The 19,149-nt window shown below is 51.8% G+C and carries 23 protein-coding genes, 1 riboswitch and 1 other annotated feature; of the genes, 9 read left to right on the top strand and 14 right to left on the bottom strand.

Annotated elements, in window-relative coordinates:
* Positions 1 to 70: 70 nt before the first annotated feature.
* Positions 71 to 189: riboswitch (FMN riboswitch) on the bottom strand.
* Between the two features lie 44 nt (positions 190 to 233).
* Positions 234 to 791 carry an elongation factor P gene (efp, locus tag C7E00_RS07435; RefSeq protein ID WP_105303693.1) on the bottom strand — a complete coding sequence of 186 codons (558 nt, stop codon included), beginning with the start codon at positions 789 to 791 and terminating at the stop codon, positions 234 to 236.
* A 118-nt stretch (positions 792 to 909) separates the two neighbouring features.
* Here efp and C7E00_RS07430 point away from each other — a divergent pair, with 118 nt between their 5' ends.
* Genes C7E00_RS07430 through C7E00_RS07405 form a run of 7 tightly spaced genes read left to right on the top strand, consistent with a single transcriptional unit; the run spans position 910 to position 4,424 of the window.
* Positions 910 to 1,887, top strand: a complete 978-nt coding sequence (locus C7E00_RS07430) for an ATPase, T2SS/T4P/T4SS family (protein WP_167836515.1) — start codon at positions 910 to 912, stop codon at positions 1,885 to 1,887.
* The gene (locus C7E00_RS07425) at positions 1,880 to 2,854 is read left to right on the top strand and encodes a type II secretion system F family protein (RefSeq protein ID WP_167836514.1); all 975 of its coding nucleotides are present in this window, start codon (positions 1,880 to 1,882) and stop codon (positions 2,852 to 2,854) included. Before C7E00_RS07430 ends, C7E00_RS07425 begins: the two co-directional genes overlap by 8 nt.
* 20 nt (positions 2,855 to 2,874) lie before the next feature.
* Positions 2,875 to 3,183 (top strand): competence type IV pilus major pilin ComGC, encoded by a 309-nt coding sequence (gene comGC / locus C7E00_RS07420; protein ID WP_105303690.1) that lies wholly within the window; start codon positions 2,875 to 2,877, stop codon positions 3,181 to 3,183.
* Complete coding sequence (locus C7E00_RS07415; protein WP_167836513.1) at positions 3,134 to 3,490, top strand: pilus assembly FimT family protein; 357 nt, start codon at positions 3,134 to 3,136, stop codon at positions 3,488 to 3,490. The genes comGC and C7E00_RS07415 overlap by 50 nt, the downstream gene beginning before the upstream one ends.
* Positions 3,429 to 3,710: a hypothetical protein gene (locus C7E00_RS16190; RefSeq protein ID WP_167836512.1), complete on the top strand. Its 282-nt coding sequence runs from the start codon at positions 3,429 to 3,431 to the stop codon at positions 3,708 to 3,710. The genes C7E00_RS07415 and C7E00_RS16190 overlap by 62 nt, the downstream gene beginning before the upstream one ends.
* Complete coding sequence (locus C7E00_RS07410) at positions 3,656 to 4,063, top strand: ComGF family competence protein (protein ID WP_105303688.1); 408 nt, start codon at positions 3,656 to 3,658, stop codon at positions 4,061 to 4,063. Before C7E00_RS16190 ends, C7E00_RS07410 begins: the two co-directional genes overlap by 55 nt.
* Positions 4,056 to 4,424, top strand: a complete 369-nt coding sequence (locus C7E00_RS07405; RefSeq protein WP_105303687.1) for a hypothetical protein — start codon at positions 4,056 to 4,058, stop codon at positions 4,422 to 4,424. Before C7E00_RS07410 ends, C7E00_RS07405 begins: the two co-directional genes overlap by 8 nt.
* 18 nt (positions 4,425 to 4,442) lie before the next feature.
* Here the strand turns inward: C7E00_RS07405 and C7E00_RS07400 are convergent, their stop codons facing one another.
* From C7E00_RS07400 to rpmG, 4 genes are all read right to left on the bottom strand, one after another.
* Complete coding sequence (locus tag C7E00_RS07400) at positions 4,443 to 4,889, bottom strand: winged helix-turn-helix transcriptional regulator (protein ID WP_105303686.1); 447 nt, start codon at positions 4,887 to 4,889, stop codon at positions 4,443 to 4,445.
* Positions 4,890 to 4,985: 96 nt separating this feature from the next.
* Positions 4,986 to 6,797 carry an FAD-dependent oxidoreductase gene (locus tag C7E00_RS07395; RefSeq protein ID WP_105303685.1) on the bottom strand — a complete coding sequence of 604 codons (1,812 nt, stop codon included), beginning with the start codon at positions 6,795 to 6,797 and terminating at the stop codon, positions 4,986 to 4,988.
* Positions 6,798 to 6,974: 177 nt separating this feature from the next.
* Entirely contained in the window at positions 6,975 to 7,574 is a 600-nt protein-coding gene (locus C7E00_RS07390; protein ID WP_105303684.1) for an MBL fold metallo-hydrolase, read from the bottom strand.
* 28 nt (positions 7,575 to 7,602) lie between these two features.
* The gene (rpmG, locus tag C7E00_RS07385) at positions 7,603 to 7,755 is read right to left on the bottom strand and encodes a 50S ribosomal protein L33 (RefSeq protein WP_105303683.1); all 153 of its coding nucleotides are present in this window, start codon (positions 7,753 to 7,755) and stop codon (positions 7,603 to 7,605) included.
* A gap of 188 nt (positions 7,756 to 7,943) precedes the next feature.
* On the opposite strand from rpmG, the gene ispG reads away from it, so the two are divergent.
* Entirely contained in the window at positions 7,944 to 9,014 is a 1,071-nt protein-coding gene (gene ispG, locus C7E00_RS07380) for a flavodoxin-dependent (E)-4-hydroxy-3-methylbut-2-enyl-diphosphate synthase (protein WP_105303682.1), read from the top strand.
* A 273-nt stretch (positions 9,015 to 9,287) separates the two neighbouring features.
* On the opposite strand, the gene C7E00_RS07370 is transcribed toward ispG, so the two are convergent.
* Together C7E00_RS07370 and C7E00_RS07365 are read right to left on the bottom strand one after the other, a co-directional pair.
* The gene (locus C7E00_RS07370; RefSeq protein ID WP_408022615.1) at positions 9,288 to 10,214 is read right to left on the bottom strand and encodes a deoxyribonuclease IV; all 927 of its coding nucleotides are present in this window, start codon (positions 10,212 to 10,214) and stop codon (positions 9,288 to 9,290) included.
* Positions 10,186 to 11,556 (bottom strand): DEAD/DEAH box helicase, encoded by a 1,371-nt coding sequence (locus C7E00_RS07365; RefSeq protein WP_105303680.1) that lies wholly within the window; start codon positions 11,554 to 11,556, stop codon positions 10,186 to 10,188. The genes C7E00_RS07370 and C7E00_RS07365 overlap by 29 nt, the downstream gene beginning before the upstream one ends.
* Positions 11,557 to 11,614: 58 nt before the next feature.
* On the opposite strand from C7E00_RS07365, the gene ispH reads away from it, so the two are divergent.
* Positions 11,615 to 12,523: a 4-hydroxy-3-methylbut-2-enyl diphosphate reductase gene (gene ispH / locus C7E00_RS07360; RefSeq protein ID WP_105303679.1), complete on the top strand. Its 909-nt coding sequence runs from the start codon at positions 11,615 to 11,617 to the stop codon at positions 12,521 to 12,523.
* Here the strand turns inward: ispH and C7E00_RS07355 are convergent.
* The 7 genes from C7E00_RS07355 to C7E00_RS07325 all read right to left on the bottom strand — a co-directional run bounded on the left by C7E00_RS07355 (position 12,469) and on the right by C7E00_RS07325 (position 19,122).
* Positions 12,469 to 13,197 carry a pseudouridine synthase gene (locus C7E00_RS07355; protein WP_328597257.1) on the bottom strand — a complete coding sequence of 243 codons (729 nt, stop codon included), beginning with the start codon at positions 13,195 to 13,197 and terminating at the stop codon, positions 12,469 to 12,471. The genes ispH and C7E00_RS07355 overlap by 55 nt on opposite strands.
* Positions 13,194 to 14,843: an MATE family efflux transporter gene (locus C7E00_RS07350; protein WP_105303677.1), complete on the bottom strand. Its 1,650-nt coding sequence runs from the start codon at positions 14,841 to 14,843 to the stop codon at positions 13,194 to 13,196. The genes C7E00_RS07355 and C7E00_RS07350 overlap by 4 nt, the downstream gene beginning before the upstream one ends.
* A 3-nt stretch (positions 14,844 to 14,846) precedes the next feature.
* Positions 14,847 to 15,398 carry a hypothetical protein gene (locus tag C7E00_RS07345; RefSeq protein ID WP_105303676.1) on the bottom strand — a complete coding sequence of 184 codons (552 nt, stop codon included), beginning with the start codon at positions 15,396 to 15,398 and terminating at the stop codon, positions 14,847 to 14,849.
* A 93-nt stretch (positions 15,399 to 15,491) separates the two neighbouring features.
* The gene (tyrS, locus tag C7E00_RS07340) at positions 15,492 to 16,739 is read right to left on the bottom strand and encodes a tyrosine--tRNA ligase (protein ID WP_105303675.1); all 1,248 of its coding nucleotides are present in this window, start codon (positions 16,737 to 16,739) and stop codon (positions 15,492 to 15,494) included.
* A 46-nt stretch (positions 16,740 to 16,785) separates the two neighbouring features.
* Positions 16,786 to 16,993: a binding site (T-box leader), on the bottom strand.
* A 25-nt stretch (positions 16,994 to 17,018) separates the two neighbouring features.
* Positions 17,019 to 18,011 carry a LacI family DNA-binding transcriptional regulator gene (locus C7E00_RS07335; RefSeq protein WP_105303674.1) on the bottom strand — a complete coding sequence of 331 codons (993 nt, stop codon included), beginning with the start codon at positions 18,009 to 18,011 and terminating at the stop codon, positions 17,019 to 17,021.
* A gap of 12 nt (positions 18,012 to 18,023) precedes the next feature.
* The gene (locus C7E00_RS07330; RefSeq protein ID WP_105303673.1) at positions 18,024 to 18,722 is read right to left on the bottom strand and encodes a hypothetical protein; all 699 of its coding nucleotides are present in this window, start codon (positions 18,720 to 18,722) and stop codon (positions 18,024 to 18,026) included.
* Complete coding sequence (locus tag C7E00_RS07325; RefSeq protein ID WP_105303672.1) at positions 18,715 to 19,122, bottom strand: hypothetical protein; 408 nt, start codon at positions 19,120 to 19,122, stop codon at positions 18,715 to 18,717. Before C7E00_RS07325 ends, C7E00_RS07330 begins: the two co-directional genes overlap by 8 nt.
* Positions 19,123 to 19,149 lie beyond the last annotated feature (27 nt).

The following is a 19,149-nucleotide window of genomic DNA, read 5'->3' as shown; positions in this document are numbered from 1 at the left end:
TGCCCCCGGACAATAAAACCGGAGGCCATCAAAGATAAACCTCCGGGATATGGAAAGAATATGGAATGTGATAACGACTCTTCCATCCAGACTTTACTGTCGCCGCTGGAATTTCACCAGCTCTGACTGCCATGCAGTTTCGCGGGGTTTACCGCCGGTCAGGAATTTCACCCTGCCCTGAGTTTTATCAATTACAATATTATGCAATCCTCTGAATAATGCAAGAAGTGTGATCAGGCGCGCCCGGAATATTTTCCGTCTGCCGTGGAGACGATCACCGTATCACCCTTGGTGACAAAGAGCGGAACCTTGATCTCAAGTCCGGTCTCCAGCGTTGCATTCTTCGATGCGGACGTAGCGGTGTTGCCCTTGACTGCTTCTTCGCAATCTGTCACGAGCAGTTCGACCTTATCCGGCAGGTCGACGCCGAGGATCTCTCCGTCATAGACCTGGATGTTGACCATCTGGGACTCCTTCAGAAACTGCTTCTCCCAGTGCAGGCGCTCTTCCGGAATTTCGATCTGTTCATAGTTCTCCGTATCCATGAATACAAGAGACGTTCCGTCATTATAGAGATACTGCATCTCTCTGCGGTCAATGTGTGCTTCTTCAACACGGTCGGAACCGATGAGTCCGAGTTCCTTGACGACGCCGGTGCGCGGGCTGCGTACTTTGACTGCAACCTTCATCTTGGCCATGGCCGTCTTGTTGCGGTCCACGGTGATTGCCTGATAAAGTTCCCCTTCCCAGATAAAGCAGGTTCCGGGTTTGATTTCTGTTGACTGAATCATATTTTCGTGCTGCTTCCTTTCTCAATGAACAGTTTCATTTTATCGGATGACCCCCGTTTGTCAACGAAACCGGGGAATCGCCCTGCTTCATGGATACAGGGATAGCAGGAGGCAGGAAATGGAAGAAGAGCTGAAGCGGATCCTGGCCATTGCTCTGAAGCATCACGTGACTGACATTCATCTCAACCTGATGGAAGATGACCGGCTCCGCATCGAGATGAGAGTGGATGGCGTGATCCGCAAAGTCCGAAGCGCGGAAGAAGATGGAAGATTCTTCCGCTATCTGATGTACCGGGCGAATCTGGACCTGAGCAATTCGATGATACCGCAGACCGGACGCTTTGAAACCGAAGTAGACGGAAAGAAGCTTGCTCTGAGATTTGCACTGGTCAGCAGCTACCACGTGACGTGCGGAGTCATCCGCATCCTGAACAGCCATGGAGCAATCACCACGGACATGCTGAGTTCGGATCCGGAGCAGAATGCCTATTTCAGATCCATCTGCACCCATCGCAGCGGCCTCTTCGTATTCAGCGGTCCGACTGGATCAGGCAAGACGACGACGCTGTATACGATTCTCAATGAAGTCACGGGCAAGAAGATCTTCTCCCTCGAAGATCCGGTTGAGATCTACTCGGAGAAATATGTGCAGCTGTCAGTAAATGACAAGGCACATCTGTCGTATGCGGACGGCATCCGTCAGCTGATGCGCCATGATCCCGATATCGTCATGATCGGAGAGATCCGCGATGAGCCGGCTGCCCAGATGGCAGTGAGATGCGCTCTGACCGGGCACCTGGTCGTCACCAGCCTGCATGCAGGTTCCTGCATCAGCGCGATTGACCGATTGCTGGATCTCGGCGTGGCGAAGCTGCAGCTGCAGGATGTGCTCCGCGGCATCTCGTGCCAGCGGCTTTATGCTTCAGATCATGGGAAGAAGATCGGCGTCTATGAACTCATGGACCGGAAGGAGGTGGATTACTATTTCACTCATCAGCACACCAGCCCGTCGTTCCGCACCCTCCAGGAACAGATTCTCCTGGCTGCAGAACGAGGTGCAGTTTCCCTGGCAGAAGCGTCGCAGGATCTTGATTGACCGCGAAGACTGCCAGGGCATTCAGAAACTCATGGAGAGAGGCTTCACGCTCCAGGAAAGCATGGAGCTGCTCTCCTCGAGGAAAAGTTCCGAAGCATTCGCTGCCATCCGGAAAAGACTTGAAGATGGCGAAGAAGCAGCCAGCTTCTTCCAGGACTACTGTCCGAAAGACTACCGCGGCTATTTCAGCGGCTTCCTGCAGACGCTTTCTTTCCGGGAATGCCTCAGTCTTTCGATCGCCATTGCCGAAGGAGACCGGAAAGAGAAAGAAGCGATCCAAAGGAAGCTGTTCTATCCCTGCGCGATGCTGGTGGCGGTCATTGCCGGCATCTTCCTGTTCACCGAATTCTGCTTTCCGCCGCTCTTATCGATGGTGAAGAGCTTCCATGGCGATACGGAACAGTACGTGCTTATTCAGAAGGTTCTGAAGAATGCCTGCATGATTCTTGCGATCATCCTTGCAGTTCTTGCGGCAATGGTCCTCTCGTTTCTGCCTGAAGCTCGTCAGAGACAGGGATATCAGCTCCTGCAGAAGCTCCTTCCGGATTCGCTGCTCGTCCAGTATGTGAGCATGGACTTCATCCGCTTCTTCCATCAGTGTCTTTCCAGAAACATTCCGACGAGAAGATCCCTGCACCTCCTGGAAACCATCTCTCATAAGCCAGTCATCCGCTTCTTAGCAGAAGAGATCGAGAAAGGACTGCTGGAAGGAAATCCCCTGGAACAGGCAGTTGATCTCCCCTGCCTGGATCCTGCTTTGGCAAGATTCATGAAACTTGCCGTGTATTCCGGAAATGCGGAAGAGATGCTGAAAGGATATCTCGAGATGTCCGAAGAAAAAGGAAGGCTCAGAATCGCCCGGATCACGCGGACGATCCAGGCGGCGAGCTATGCCTGCATCGGCATCGTGCTGATCCTGATCTATCAGATCCTGATGATGCCCCTGCAGATTCTGACGCAGATCTGACGATCACAGAAAGGAAGAATATGAAGAAACTCAGAAACCATGAAGGCTTTACCCTGCTGGAAATGGTCATCGTCGTGACCATCATCTCCATCCTGTTCCTGCTCACCGTTCCCAACATCCAGAAAACGCTGACAGTCGTTGATGACAAAGGCTGCCAGGCGCTGACGAAGACCGTGGACAGCGCAATTCTGCAGTATCGTCTCGAAACGGGAGAAAATCCCGGCAGCGTCAATGATCTGATTGCGGCAGATCTATTGAGTGAAGATCAGGTAACGTGCGATGGCGGCAGGACGATCTCGATCCAGAACGGCCGGGCTATCAGCAACTAGCGGCTTTGCGCTGGCAGAGCTGTTAGTGTCGATTCTGATCATGGCAGTTCTGATGCGCATGGCGGGTTCGCTGCATGCGTTTCACAGCGAACAGCGCCTCTCCTTTGCGGATCAGTATCTGCGTTGTCAGAGCGAAGCACTTCTGAGAGGAGCCTATGTCACCTATGCCGATGAACAAGGAAACACACGGCCGGAGATCCGTTTCAACGGCCAGGGCAACATCAACCGGGCAAGGGCCATCACCTTTGAAGACAACAGCGAAGAGCTGGTCATCGAGCTCGGTCCCGGCAGGCTGCTGGAACACTAGCGGATTCCTCCTGACGGATGCGCTCGTCTCGCTTGCGGTCACTGCCCTGCTGACGATCCTGCTCTATGCATGCATGAATGCCGGAGCTGTAAACCATGATCTGATCCGGTCGGAATCCATGCATTCCGAAGAAGTATGCCACGAAATTCTGAAAGGAGTCCCGCCATGCGTGATCTGCACCATAGAACCGGAGGCTACATCCTCGAGCAGTCCCTTCTGACTCTGTATCTCTGTGCATTGCTCGTACCGGTTCTGGTCAGCTGCTGCGGAGTCCTGGTCAGAGCGTCAGAGCGCCCGGATACCTTCCAGGATGAGATTGCCCTTGCTCAGATCCGCCATATTCTGAATGTCTCAGACGAGATCCGCATCGAAGGAGATACGCTCTTCCTGAACTATCATGACCGGGTAAGCTCCATCAGCCTGATCAACGGAAATCTGGTCATGAAGCCGGGAACGATGATCCTGCTCACAGATCTGGAAGACGTATCATTCTCTCTGTCAGATGGATGCGTCATCCTTTCCTGGAAACGGGAACAGGAAGAGATCACGGAAAGGACCATCGGTCATGTCTAGAAAAGGATTCATCACGGTCTACTTTCTGGTGATCTTCCTGTTTCTGACTTCGCTGATGTCCGTGCTGATCCAGAATGAGCAGAACCGGACGAGAGTCATGATCAATGCCGAGCGGGCCAATGTGCTTGTGTCAGAAGAAGCGCCGATGATTGCTTACGTGAAATGCTGTCTGAAGAATCACCGCATGATCGATGAAACGGAATCCTCCGCAGGAGTCACGTTCCGTCTCTCCTGGGGCAGAGACTCTCTGGAAGCAGAGATGCTGTCGCCGGATACGGAGGTGCTGAGGATCAGCTTCTCTCCTGAGAATCTGACGGTATACGACTATGAAGTGCTGCGAAATGAAAAGGAGGCTCCGTGAAGAGTCTCCTCTGCTATTTCAATGGTTTTCCTTCATAGCTTCTGCCTGGGCGCTGATGATGGAAGCTGCTTCTTCTTCGGAAACCGCATTCTTCTCTGCCCAGGCATCCACATCGGCATCCGAGCACGTCCAGGTGCGCTTCTGCGCATTGAAGAATACTTCACCCCAGCGGTACATGGCTACGACGATCGGACATAAGGTCTTCCCATAGGGAGTCAGCTCATATTCCGTCGTGACCGGAACCGTCGGATAGACAGTCTTCGAGATGAGCCCATCGGAAATCATCTCCTTCAGCTGCTGGGAAAGCATCTTTCCGGAAGCCTGCGGAATGTCTTTCTTCAGCTTGCTGAATCGTTTTCTGCCTTCCATCAGATGGAACAGGATGCTGACTTTGTATTTTCCGCCGATCAGTTCCTGCGTCACCTGCAGAGGACAATTCATCTGCTCAACATCATTCTGGTTCATATCAGGCCCCCTCACCGCTCTCACAGCATCATACCAGATATAGCAAAAGGAAGTGCAGATCTGTTCTGAACTTCCTTTGTGCTTTTATAGAATCGATTACTGCTGAATCTCAGCAACTGCCTGTTCCGCTGCGATTCTTCCGGCTGTGGTATAAAGACCCAGCGAGAAGCCGCCGAAGTAGTAGTCGCCGAACAGCTGTGCGGTTGCGGTCTCTCCTGCTGCAAACACATTCGGGATGACGTTTCCGTCCGCATCCAGGACGTGCTGCTGCTCATCGACAATCGCACCGCCGATCGTTCCCCAGGAGCCGATCCGCTGATAGACTGCATAGAAGCCGCCGTCTTCCGGATAAGCTTTCAGATACTGAGCATCCTTGCCGAACTCATCATCTTTCCCGGCTGCGCATGCGCTGTTGTAATCCTCAACGGTCTGCTTCAGCGTACCAGCATCGACCCCGAGCTTGCCGGCAAGTTCTTCCAGAGAATCCGCATGAACGACTGCCTTGACATCATCGTCTGCCGCAAACTCCTTGACCTTGGCAAAGTAGTCATCATCGTAGCCGATCGTGTTGTCATCATCAATCAGGAACCAGTAGGAGCTGGATGCGTGATCGATCATTTTCTTGTTCAGAATCGTTGCAGTTGCAGGTGCTTCATTCGTAAACCGCTTTCCTTCGGAATCGATCAGAAGAGCCATGCCGTTGGACGGGGTATTGGACCAGTCATTATGGAACTCATCCGCATAGTCCGGCTGCGAAGACTTGATGTAGATATCTTCAGAAGACATCTGGGCACCGATCTGCTGCAGCATGTTCATGCCGTCGCCCGTGGAACCGATCTGCGTCTTCTCATGGACATCGATGCCGGTGCTCTTTTCCGGAACCATCGAAGTATTCCAGGAAGCACCGCCGCAGGCAACGATGATCTTCTTTGCACTGATCGTGAAGCTGCCCGTATCATTGTGCACCTTCGCACCGGTCACTGCGCCATCGCTGTCCGTCACCAGTTCATCTGCTGCGGTTCCGGTCAGAATCTTGACACCTTCTTTTTCAATTGCAGCAATCAGATCTGCGGAAAGCTGATAGCCGATCGTGAACTGCGTTCCGACATAAGTTCCGAGATCCAGATCATTATGAGCAAGACCCATATCGATCAGCTCATCCACGGTAGCCCCGGTCTGGGACATCAGATTCTTCGTGAAGTCATAGTCCGGCTGAATGGAAGAATCCGCATTGACAGTCTTATAGAAGTCCAGGACCCGATCCAGCGAATCATCAAGAGAGCTGTCATTCTTTTCGCTGTCTACGGTCAGCAGCAATCCGGCTGCTTCATTGAGCGTGCCGCCGAGCACATCGAGCTTTTCGATGAGCGTGGTGCTGACGCCGGCTTTGCCTGCCTCATAAGCTGCCATGAGCCCAGCCGTGCCGCCGCCGATCACAAGCACATCCGTGCTGATATCATCGGTCGCTTCGGCTGCTTTCTCATACGGAGCTTTCCGCAGTGCATCGGCATCTCCTCCGGCCTGCGTCACAGCATCCGCCACCGCATTCTTGACAGCCATGGAGGTGAAGGTCGCACCGGAGACATTATCGACATTCAGAGTCTGCTGCGCGACGATTTCGTCCGGCAGATCTTTCAGCGCTTTGTCGCTGAGGGTCGGAGTCTCGGAGTTTTCCTTGATCTCAATACTGGAAATTGCATCATCCGTGAATGTCACATCGACACTGACGGTACCGTTGTGGCCTTCCGCACTGCCGGTATAGGTGCCAGCTTTATAAGATGCTGCAGATGCAGCTGCACTTTCTGATGGAGCAGAAGTCGCAGCTGCGGATGCAGTACCCGACGAAGAACACCCTGCCAGAGATACCGCAACCATGGAAGCTAAAAGACACGATACTAATTTCTTCATAACTTTCCCCCTATCTCTTATCCGCTATGTTAGTTCATTCTCGAACAAGAAGGAAGAAGGTACTTTTTCTTCACTCTGTTACCTCAGAGTAACTGCCTCAATATCTGAGAATCGGACACCTTCAGAATCAACACATTTCAGTTAAAAAGAAAGACACAGCTCCATTCAGGAACCGTGTCAGCGAAGATATGGATTTGTCTGTTTCTCTGCACCGAGGGTGGAATCCGGTCCATGCCCTGGCAGCACCTTCAGATCATTCGGCAGTGTTCTGAGAAGGATCAGCGACTGCAGCATATCATTATCACTGCCCGAGAAGAGATCTGTCCTTCCGATATCACCGGCAAACAGCGTATCGCCGGTAAACAGCAGATTGCGGTAGCGGATGCATACGGAGCCAGATGTATGGCCTGGCGTATGATAGATGGTCACCGGAAACGTTCCGATCGTCATCTCCCCTTCTTCCAGCAGTTTCTTTTCCGAATAAACGACTGCGCAGTAAGGCGCTGCATGTCCTTTCGGATCCGCAGTCACTAACGGAAGATCATCCGGGTGAATATAGATCGGACATGAATACTTCTCAGAGAGATCATCAGCAGCTCCGGTGTGGTCTTCATGACCATGCGTCAGCACGATCGCATCGACCTGCATTACCTTCGGAATATGCGTTGCAATCTCATCAGGAAAACGGCCTGGATCCACCAGAAGCACATGATCATGATCCTGAAGCACATAGCTGTTTTCGCCGAACAGACCGATCGGCAGAACATCCAGTTTCATGCGTGTTCAAAAAAATAAGCCGGACGGCTTATTTTTTCTCCTTATGGACAGTCTTCTTGCGGCAGACCGGGCAGTACTTCTTGATTTCCATCTTCTCGGTATGCTTGCGCTTGTTGCGGGTGCCGATATAGTTTTCTTCACCGCAGACAGAGCACTTGAAGGTAATATTCTCTCTAGCCACCTGTGATCCCTCCTGACTACAAAATTACGCAAAGAGAGTATAGCATAATCAATTCACTCTGGAAAGCATTTTTTCAAACCCTCCCGGATACCCTCCCGGATACCCATGGGCAGAAACCGGAAAGATGATTTTCCATCCGGAATGAAGGACAGCCCATTATAATAGGAAGCAGGAGGCTTTTTGAATATATGAAGCGTACCGAAACCCGACCGATCATGGTCGGCAATGTGCAGATCGGCGGCCAGAACCGCTGTGTGCTGCAGTCCATGACGAATGTTCCGGCAAAAGATGTGCAGGCCACAGTGGAGCAGATCAGAAGACTGGAAGCAGGCGGATGCGAGATTGCCCGCATCGCAGTGCTTGATGAGGCGGATGCCGAAGCAATTCCTGCGATCAGAAAACAGATCTCGATTCCGATGGTCGCAGATATCCATTTCAACTACCTGCTTGCTCTGAAGGCAATGGAGGGCGGTGTCGATGCAATCCGCATCAATCCAGGCAATATCGGCAGCGAAGAACATACCAGAGCCGTCGTCGAGATGGCAAAAGAACGTCATATTCCGATCCGGATCGGCATCAATGGCGGTTCTCTGGAAAAGCAGTTTCTCGAACAGTATGGCAAGCCATGCGCAGAAGCGATGATTGCCAGTGCAGACAGACATGTGAAGATCCTGGAAGATATGGATTTCCATGATATCTGCCTGTCCTTCAAGAGCTCCAATGTGGAACTGACCATCGCAACTTATGAAGCCGCTGCTGCCCATTACCCCTATCCGCTGCATCTCGGTGTCACAGAAGCCGGCGGATTCACGGAATCGGCCGTCAAGTCTTCCGCCGCATTAGGCACTCTCCTCCATGAAGGCATCGGCGATACGATCCGGGTTTCCGTATCCGGGCCGCCGGAAGAAGAGCTCATCATCGGCAGACAGCTCCTGAAGTGCTTCAATCTGATTGAGAATCAGCCGGATCTCATCGCCTGCCCTACCTGCGGAAGAATTCAGTATGATATGTTACCGATCGTGAAGGAAATGGAAGAATATCTCCAGTCCATTCACAGCGATATCACGGTTGCGGTCATGGGCTGTCCGGTCAATGGCATGCAGGAAGCAGCCAGAGCAGATATCGGCATTGCCGGCAGTCATGATTCCGGAATCCTGTTCCGCAATGGCAAAGTCATCAGAACCGTTCCCCAGGATCATCTGGCATCAGAGCTGAAGAAAGAAATCCAGACCATCCTGAAAGAACGCGGACAGATCTGAAACCAGCAGGAAGTCATCCGAATAGATGGCTTCCTTTCTTTTACCGCAGATTTTTCTCTTATTCAGAGTTTCCAAATCCATCCCCTTGCCGGATTGCCGAGCATCTGGAAACTTTGATCAGGTAAGTCCACGATACAAAAAGGATTTTGTAGAAGAGTTCAAAGCTTCATGCAAGAAGCTCGGCGTATCTCAATCTGAAGTGATCAGAGCAGCGATGGAAGAGACCATCAGAAAAGCAGAAGACAGATAGCCAGCTGCTTTTTTCATTGCCGGTTATTTGGTTTCCGTTTCTTTCTGATTCAGTGCTTCCAGGCGTTCCGGTTCATAGACTCCCTTTCTCAGCATGTCGATCTCAATGGCATACGGAGGCCTGGAATTGATATACGGAGTTTCGAGAATCTTCGCAATAGAAGCAGTACGCGGATTCTCTGCGACGGAATGCAGAAGATCAAAGCCGATCATGCCCTGGCCGAGATTGGCGTGGCGGTCTTTATGAGCACCGCGGGGATTCTTCGAATCATTCAGATGAATCACATGCAGGCGGGAAAGGCCGAGAATGTGATCAAACGAATCAAGGATGGCATCGAAGTCAGTCAGGTCATAGCCGGCATCGCTGATATGACACGTATCCAGGCAGATGCCATAGCGTTCCGGATGGGAAAGACCGGATAGAATCTCGGCAAGCTGTTCAAAAGAAGAACCGATCTCACTGCCCTTTCCTGCCATCGTTTCCAGACAGATGGTCACCCCATCTGTCAGTTCTGAATCAATCTCATTGAGCTGGCTGATGACGGTGGAAATCCCGGTTTCCGGATCCGTGGTCGTATAGCTGCCCGGATGAAGGACCAGATAACTGGCACCGATTTCGGCAGTGCGTTTCACTTCCTGGATCAGGAACGTTCTTGCTAAGTCCATGACTTCCGGCTTGACGGAATTTGCAGGATTGATGATATACGGGGCATGGATAATCATGCGGTCCATGGGCAGATGGTTTTCAGCCATCAGAGCCTGGGCTTCCTTCACATGCATGGTGCTGATCTCTCTTCGTACGGTGTTCTGCGGAGCGCCGGTATACAGCATCAGCGCATTGGCTCCATAGCCAAGGGCTTCTTTCACGGATCCTTCCAGGAAATCCGGAGCTGTCATCTTCACATGGCAGCCGAGAATCATCTCAGTTTTCTGATCCGTATTTTTCTTCATACGCCTTCTTCCGGTACATTGCTTTCTTTTCTTCGCGGATCTTTGCACGGATGAATTCACGCTTCTTCTTCCGGTGGATCTGATCGATGGCAGCAGCCCGCTTCTTCTTGTATCCCGGCTTGACCTTGCTGTTCTTCTTGGTCATGATCATCGCGATCTGCTTTTCCATCTCATCATCCGGTTTCAGATGTTTCTGTCCATAAGGACGAAGCGTTTCTCCCTGGCCTCTGCGGAAGCGGATGTGTTCAAAGCGGATGCCGCGCTTCTGAAGGGATTTGATTGCTGCATCATCCTTTTCATGGTAAAGGGCATAGCAGATGCCGTCAGAGCCGTTTCTTCCGGTTCTGCCTGCGCGGTGGATATAGTAGTCCAGATCCTCCGGGAAGCCGCAGGAAATGACATGCGTTACCGTATCCAGATCAATGCCTCTTGCGGCAAGATCCGTGGCGACCACAAACGTATTCAGCGACTGCTCGATGCTGCGCATCGCCTGCTTGCGTTTTCTGCTTTCCATATCGCCATGGAGTTCCGTGACATCGAGTTTCTGTTCCCGGAGTCCTTCTGCGATCTCATGTGCTTCATCTCTCGTATTGGCAAAGATCAGGCAGACATAAGGCTGGATTCCCGGGAGAATGGAACGGATGGTCTCAAGATACGTATGGTGATAGCAAGGTACCAGGATATGGCGGATCTTCGGATTCAGACGGGCTTCTTCGCCGATTCTGACCGTGACCGGTTCATGCATGTATTTGCGTATGAACGGCTTAAGCTGATCCGGCATCGTGGCGGAGAATGACAGCATCTGCAGGTGTTCTCCCATTCTTCCGGCAAATGCATCAATCTCGTTCAGGAATCCATATTCCAGCGTCATATCTGCTTCATCGATGACCAGCATCTCAGCCTGATCGATGCGCAGAGCTCCTTCATTCAGAAAAAGGTCTCTGATTCGTCCAGGTGTGCCGATCGCAATATGCGGCTGGGAAGCCTTGAGCTGTCTCAGATCTTTCTCACGGTCTTTGCCGCCGACATAAAGACGGATCCGGAGAGAAGGATCTGCCTTGTTCATCAGCTTTGCTTTTTCATACAGCTGGGCGGCCAGTTCTCTGGTCGGGGCCGTGATGACTGCCTGCACATGGTCAATGGAAGAATCCGTGCGCTCCATGACCGGAATCAGAAACGCATGGCTCTTGCCGGTTCCAGTACGGGAAAGACCTATGACATCCCGCCCGCTGACGGCTGCAGGAATAACCTGTTCCTGGATCGGCGTCGGCTGGGTAAAGTGATTCAATGCGATGAATTTCATCGTTCTGCTGCTCAGAGCAAAGTCTTCAAATTTCTTCATACAAACCTCTATAATAGCTTTACGGACGCATTATACCAGTTTGAAAGGAACTTTTGCTATGAAGCTGATCAGTGTCGTGCCCCGCGGCTACTGCCAGGGGGTCGTACGCGCCATCATGACGGCCGAGAAGACCGTGAAAGAACACCCGGATACTCCGATCTACATGCTCGGCATGATCGTGCATAACCGGTTTGTCGTCGCGGAATGCAAGCGGCTCGGAATCCGGTGTCTCGAGGATCCTGGCAAAACCAGACTTGAACTGCTCGATGAGATTCCGGAAAACGGAGGCATCGTCTTATTCACCGCTCATGGAGTCAGCGATGCGGTCTATCAGAAAGCAGCAGAACGACATCTGGAGATTGTCGATGCGACATGTCCGGATGTCATGAAGACGCATGACCTGGTCCGCGAACATGTGAAGCATGGCGATGTGCTGTATATCGGCAAGAAACATCATCCGGAAGCAGAGGGCGTGATCGGCATCTCTGATCGGGTGCATCTGATTTCCAGCGAGCAGGACTTAAATGAGCTCGGTCCCCTTTCCGATGTGCTGATAACGAACCAGACAACGCTGAGTCTTCTGGATACGGAAGCACTGATGCAGGCCTGCAGAAGAAAATATCCGGAGGCAGTGACTGCACCGGAAATCTGCAACGCGACGACAATCCGTCAGAAAGCCGTCATGAATCTGAAAGACACCGATGTGCTGATCGTGGTCGGAGATCCGCATTCCAACAATTCCAATCAGCTCAGAGAGATCGGTCTGAAGTCCGGAATTCCTCATGCCTATCTGATTGAGCAGGCTTCAGACCTCCGGAAGGAAATGTTTGAAGATGCAGAAACTGCCGCAGTGACCAGCGGCAGCTCTACGCCTGCTTCCCTGACCGATCAGGTCATTGAAGCAATCCGGAATTACTGTGAGACAGGTGTGCTGGAAGTGAAGTCTTCCGGAGCTCTGAGGCTCTGAAGTTCTTCTTCCGTAAGACGCCGGTATTCGCCTGGTCCTAAGGTTTCATCCAGGACCAGGTTTTTCATGCGCAGACGTTTCAGGGCAGTCACTTCATTGCCGACTGCCAGCAGCATCCGCTTGATCTCATGGTATTTTCCTTCTTTCAGGATCAGACGGATCTGATGATCGGAAACCGGGATGACTTGTGCCGGCTGGAATACCTCTCCTGACTGCAGAATCATTCCCGCTTCGATCCTTTTGCGGTCTTCCTCAGAAAGGATGTCCCGGATCGTTACAAGATATTCTTTCTCGACGTGATGTTTCGGAGAAAGCAGAGTATGGGCAAGCGGACCGTCATTCGTGATCAGCAGCAGTCCTTCGGTATCCTTATCCAGTCTCCCGCATGGAAAGAGATCTTTATATGGTTCGTCCAGAAGATCCAGGACCGTCTCGGAATCATCTCTGGTTGCGCTGACGATGCCTTTGGGCTTGTTGAGCATGAAGTAGACATACTTCTCATAGGCAAGTCTCTGATCATCGAGCATGAGTTCATCTCTTTCCGGATCTACATGCATGCCAGGATCCAAGGCAGGACTTCCATTGACCGAAACCCGGCCGGAGCGGATCAGCTGCTTCAGTTCCTTCCGGGTTCCGAGGCCAAGATCCGCCAGTGCTTTATCGAGCCGCATCATGCCCTCCCCTGACGGAAGATTCTGCGCAGAACGCCTTTTCCGGACACATGGAAGATGGCCTGCGGAATCTTCATCTGCATCGTGAGATAGAGATAGAGCAGTCCGCCGACGGCAGCATAGACTGCAAGTCCGAGCAAGGCCATCGGTCTGGAAGAAAGCGAAATATCAAAGCCGGCTAGACGCATCAGCGCAAAGGCACCGCTGACAGCAAAGCATGCCAGCAGCATCTTCACTGCCCGGAATACCGTTGCCCGATAGGAAACCTGATAGCGGTTATGAATCTTGGCAAGCGACAGATAGATGATCGCTACCGAACAGAGAATGGAAGAAGTAATTGCCCCGGTATAGCCGGTAGCACGCATCAGCGGATAGAAGGTCACGCACTTGACAGCAAAGCCGACCCCAAGATAGAAGATGCTTTCTTTTCTCAGATGCAGCGTCAGCATCATCGATGTGCAGATCGGCGTGATCGTCGTGCAGAGCGCCAGCAGCGCTTCCCATTGCATGCATACTTCCGCATAGTCCAGACGATCGGCGCCATAAAGCACGAAATAGATCGGTCTGGCCAGCGTGAAGAGTGCCCAGCAGACCGGAATGCCGATGTACAGCACCGTATCCAGGCAGGCCCGGATATTCTTTCTCAGTTCCTTGAAATTGCGCTGCTCGAGCGAGATCGTCATATACGGAACAATGCCGGAAGAGAAGCCGATGCCAAGCACCTGCGGGATGCTGGTCAGCTTATCGCAGTTGAGCTGGATGATCGTATACAGGTTTCTGGCCAGCTGATAGTCCATGCCCATGCTGGTCATCGTCGAGACGAAGAACTGCGTATTGACGAGCACCTGGGAGTTGCCGAAGATTGCCGTGATCAGATACGGGACGCCAAACGCAAACAGCTCCTTCATCAGCACTTTATGATCCACCGGACGGGTGGTCTGGTTTCTTGCGGCCCGGCGGATCGGTCCGATGTGCCTGCGGTCATAGCGAAGATAATAGAACAGCGCTCCAAGTGCACCGATGCTGGTGCCAAGGGCTGCCATATAGACGGCCCAGACCCGATCCAGTCCGAAGATGTAGATACATACCCAGCCCATCCCAAGCAAGAAACCGACTCTGACAAACTGCTCGATGACCTGGGAATCGGCATAGCTCTTGAGGTCTTTGAGTCCCTGATAGAAGCTGCGGTAGCTGTACAGAATCGGAACGAGGAACAATGCCAGAGAAAGAATGATGAACGTGATCTTCTGCTTCTGAAGATCCGCAGCAGTGGCTTCCGGTCCGAGCACGCTTGAGGAAAGCGGTCCGGATACAGCTGCGAAGATGACTGCCATCGCAAAGCCGAAGGCATTCAGAATGCCGATGCTGAGCCGGCGGACTAACATGACAGTCTTCCAGTCATCCTTGCTTGCATACTTGGCGATGATCGCTGCGACGGCATATGGAAGACCAGCCGAACAGATCTGCAGCAGTACGGAATAGTAGTTGTAGGCTGCCGAATAGTAGTCCATGTTGTTCAGCGTTGCCAGAGAATGCAGCGGAGAAACATACAGAAGACCAACCAGCTTGGAAAGGAAAACGCCGGCAGAACTTGTCAGAGAGCCGGCTATGAAGGAAGACTTTACTTTCTTTTTTTCGTCAGATGTCATGGATCAGTTCTCCGCCTCCGGGGATGCTGAAGGATCAGGTGAGCTGGTGATGCCATCGGGAGTCAGTTCCATCTGCAGGAATTCCCGCTGCGTATTCTCGCCATTGCGGTCATCCCATTCCACGAGGATCTTCAGGCTGACCGGATTGCTCGTGCACTCGCCGCTGATGACAAGGCCTTTCACATAGCCGTCATCCGGGTTGGACTGAAATGGAATCATGCAGTATTCCGTGCTGTCGAAAATACCGATGTTCGGCATCATCTTATCTGCAGATGCCAGCGGGATATCATTCTCCACTGCCATCACGACGATGTCATACATCGCAATCTGCGGATTATCGATGATGATGTAATAGCGGTATGTCTTATCGCTCATCTCCGTCATTTCCGCACTGACGGAATAATAGAGAGAGGACTGTGCGAAGCTGCTATTTGTTTCAATGCTGGCGTAATACCCTTCATATGCCGCCTGTGCAGCAGATTCGCTCGTATCCGGAGAAGAACACCCTCCGAGCAGCAGAATTCCGCACAGGATCAGAATTTCATATTTCTGCATCCGATTACCTCGGTAAGCATTATATCATGCGAGCTTCTATTCAGAAACCCGGCGCAAGGCGAAAAGAAAGGCCGGAAATTCCGGCCTGGCAGCTTACTTTCTGAAATTCAGAACGAAGTAATTCTTCTTGCCCTTCTTCAGAATGCTGAATTCATGATCGAAGGCTTCTTCCGCATGAAGGACAGCAGCAGTATCAGTGATTTTCACGCCATTGAGCTGGATGGATCCCTGCTGGATCAGCGTTCTCGCATCGCGCTTCGACTTCGAGATGCCGGCACTGATCAGAGCATCGACCAGCGGCATGTTCTCTTCGACTTCCGCCTTCTCTGCATCCGCAAGGCCAGCCTTCAGCTCGGCCGGAGTCAGATCGAGAATGGAACCATGGAACAGCGTTTCCGTGATCTTCTGAGCCGTCTTCAGTCCTTCTTCGCCATGGACAATCTTCGTCAGTTCTTCGGCCAGGGCTTTCTGGGCTTCGCGCTTTTCCGGTGCTTCCTTCATGGATGCTTCCAGGGCAATGATCTCTTCCGGCGTACGGAGGGACAGACGCTTCAGGTAGTCGATGATATCGGAATCCGGTGTGTTCAGCCAGAACTGGTAGAACTCATAGGAGTTGGTCTTGGCCGGATCAAGCCAGATGTTCTTTCCTTCGGACTTGCCGAACTTCGAGCCATCCGACTTCGTGATCAGCGGCGATGTGATGCCGTAGACCGTCGCATTCTCGACCTTGCGGATCAGCTCCATGCCGCTGGTCAGATTGCCCCACTGATCAGAACCGCCGATCTGGATCTCACAATGGTATTTCCGGTACAGGCTCAGCCAGTCGATGGACTGCAGGATCGTGTAGGAGAATTCCGTGTAGGAAATGCCGGAATCCAGACGCTTTTTGATGATGTCCTTGCTGATCATGTAGGAAACATTGAACAGCTTGCCGTAATCACGTAAGAAGTCCAGCAGATTCATGCTGCCGAGCCAGTTGTTGTTATTCTCCATGATCGCAGCGTTATCGCCGTCAAAGGAAAGGAACTTGGCAAGCTGAGTCCTGATGCATTCAGCATTGTGCAGCACTTCTTCATGAGTGAGCAGCTTGCGCTCCGTGGTCGGACGCGGATCACCTATCATACCGGTGAAGCCGCCGCATAATGCGATCGGCGTATGTCCCTGGTTCTGATACCGGCGCAGCAGGATGATCTGCTGCAGATGGCCGACATGCAGGCTGTCTGCAGTCGGGTCAAAGCCGCAGTAGATAACGGTCGGAGTCTTCAGCTTCTCCTTCAGTCCTTCATAGTCGGTCACGTCCTTGACGAGTCCTCTCCATTTCAGTTCTTCGATGAATTCCATTTCTTTTCTCCTTCCGGGCAGCCATAAATAAAGGCGCCCTTATCAATCTAAGGACGCCTGATTCAGCGCGGTACCACCTTAGTTCATGGCCAGAGCCATGCACCTTGAATCCTTTAACGCAGGAACATCACGTCCGGCCTTTTGAGACCGGAAGCTCCCGGATGTATTCGCTGCAAGCTCCGGATTCCCTTCCACCAGCCGGGAATTCTCTATGGCCTTCCTCTGCAGCTACTTGTTCCGTTCATTGCCACGCAATCATAATTCAACTGCGTCTGTCTGTCAATTCTTCGTTGTCTGCCGCGGCGTGAACAGATAGCTCAGTTCAATCTCGCGGTCGATATCTGCCTGGTTCTGCAGCATCTTCGTCATAACCCGCATCGAAACGGCGCCGAGATCATACGAAGGAATCGAGAAGCTCGAGATCGTCGGCCGCATCATGGAATTGTACTTCGTATCGATGACGCAGACGACTTCCATATCTTTCGGCACTTCAATGCCATTTTCTCTTGCCGCATTCAGAATTGCCATTGCCTGGCTGTCCCGGTTGCCGATCATCACATCATACTTGTGATCCTTCAGATGCGTGCTCAGGAAGGCATAGCTCGTACGAGTTTCCGGCGGAATGCGCAGGAAGCCTCCGAAGTGAAGATCCTTTCTGCGGAATGCTTCTTCCGCTCCGCGGATCATCTGCTTGGTTGCGCAAGGATTCTTGCGGTCTTCGAGAATCGCAATATCTTTCTTGCCTTCTTCCAGATATTTCATGGTCAGCTCGAAGATTGCCTTCTCGATATCGACATAGACACAGCTGACGTTCTCGCTCTTGACCCGGTTGCCGATGATGACGATCGGAATGTTGTAGTTGTTGAGCTCCTGCATCTCAGCCGTATTCAGCTTGTCATTGTAGATGACAACCCCATCAACCCGGGATTTGATGATGTCTTCGATGACATCATTGATATCCGTGATGCCGGCTGTGATCGTATGCAGCATGATGTTGTAGTTGTAGATCTTTGCCACGTCAATCAGACCATTGATGATCTGTCCGGTATAAGTGAAACTCGCTTCTGGAACCACCAGGCCGATCGTGGTCGTTTTCTGAAGGGCTAATCCCTGCGCGATCGCATTCGGTTTGTAGCCAAGCTTCTCAATTGCAGCCTGCACGCGTTCTTTCGTAGGCTCCTTGACTACATTAGATCCGTTGATCACACGGGAAACCGTAGCCAGGGAAACGCCAGCTTCTTTTGCTACGTCATAGATTGTTACACGCTTCATTGAAAGCCTCCTTTACTCGCCGGTCTTTCCGAACAGATCTTTCAGCATTTCCCCGGCCTTGTCTGCAAGCTCCTTTGACTTCCTGCCTGCTTCCTGCAGCGCATCCTGGACTTCCGGCTTTGCCATGAATTCATTCACTTTCTTTCCGGCTGTCTTTGCTCCTTCTGCCATCTTCTGTCCGGCTTCCTGAAGGTTCTTCCGGACTTCAGCCCGATTCTCTTCCGGGAATAGCTGATCCGTCTTCTGCTTCAGCGTTTCGTTGAATTCCTTCGTCCTGCTGCCGGCATCATCCAGCGTCTTCTTCACATCCGGATTCTCTTTGATATCTTCGATCTTGCCCTTGGCGGTTTCCACTGCCTTGAATGCATTCTGCTTCAGGTAATCGAGGGTCTTGCGCAGATCTTCTGAAGAAGTCAGATCGCTGGCCCGCTTCTTCATCTCATCAATCGTCTGATTTACGCTTTTCACAGTATCTTCTTTCACTTCCTCGATCTTTTCCTTCTGCTCCTTGTTCAGCTTGAAATCAGGAATATTCAGCTTGGCATCAGATTCCTGATCTGCTTTCTTCTCGTTTTCCTCGCTCAGTTCCTGGATCTTCTTCTTCAGATCTTCCACGGTCTGCTCGATGGATTCAATGGACTGACGTTCTCCCTTCGTTCCTGTTTCTTCTGCAGAAGCAGTTTCTTCCGTCTTCTTTTCTTCTTCACTCATGCGCTGTTTCCTCCTCTTTCGCTGGCTGCTGCTCTTCAGAAGCAGGTTCAGATGGTGCTTCATAAGCAGAAGTCTTCGAGCTGACAAAATCCTTCAGCTTATCGACATTCTGAGTTGCCCATTCGCCCGCATTAGCAAATGCCGCTGCTGTCTTTGCCTGAACATCATCAACAGAATGGCTCAGACGGACAACCGTATCTAACGGTGCCTGGACTTTCTCAAGACTCTCATTGGCAAGCTTGACCGTCGGATCAAGACCCTTGACGGTATCGTTTGCAGTATCAATCAGTTTCCAGGCATGCTTCAGCAAAATACAGAGATAAATCAGTGCAGCTGCTCCGAGAATCGGCAGCAGCTGCTCACATACGGTTTTCAGGTCTACCAGCAGTGCATCCAGCATAATTATTCTCCTCTTGTTGTCATGTCT

The sequence above is a fragment of the Anaerolactibacter massiliensis genome, from assembly GCF_900290205.1.
Classification (GTDB): Bacteria; Bacillota_I; Bacilli_A; order Erysipelotrichales; family Erysipelotrichaceae; genus Bulleidia; species Bulleidia intestinalis.
The sequence above is the reverse complement of the archived record's forward strand: the minus strand, read 5'-3'. Positions and strand labels throughout refer to the sequence as shown.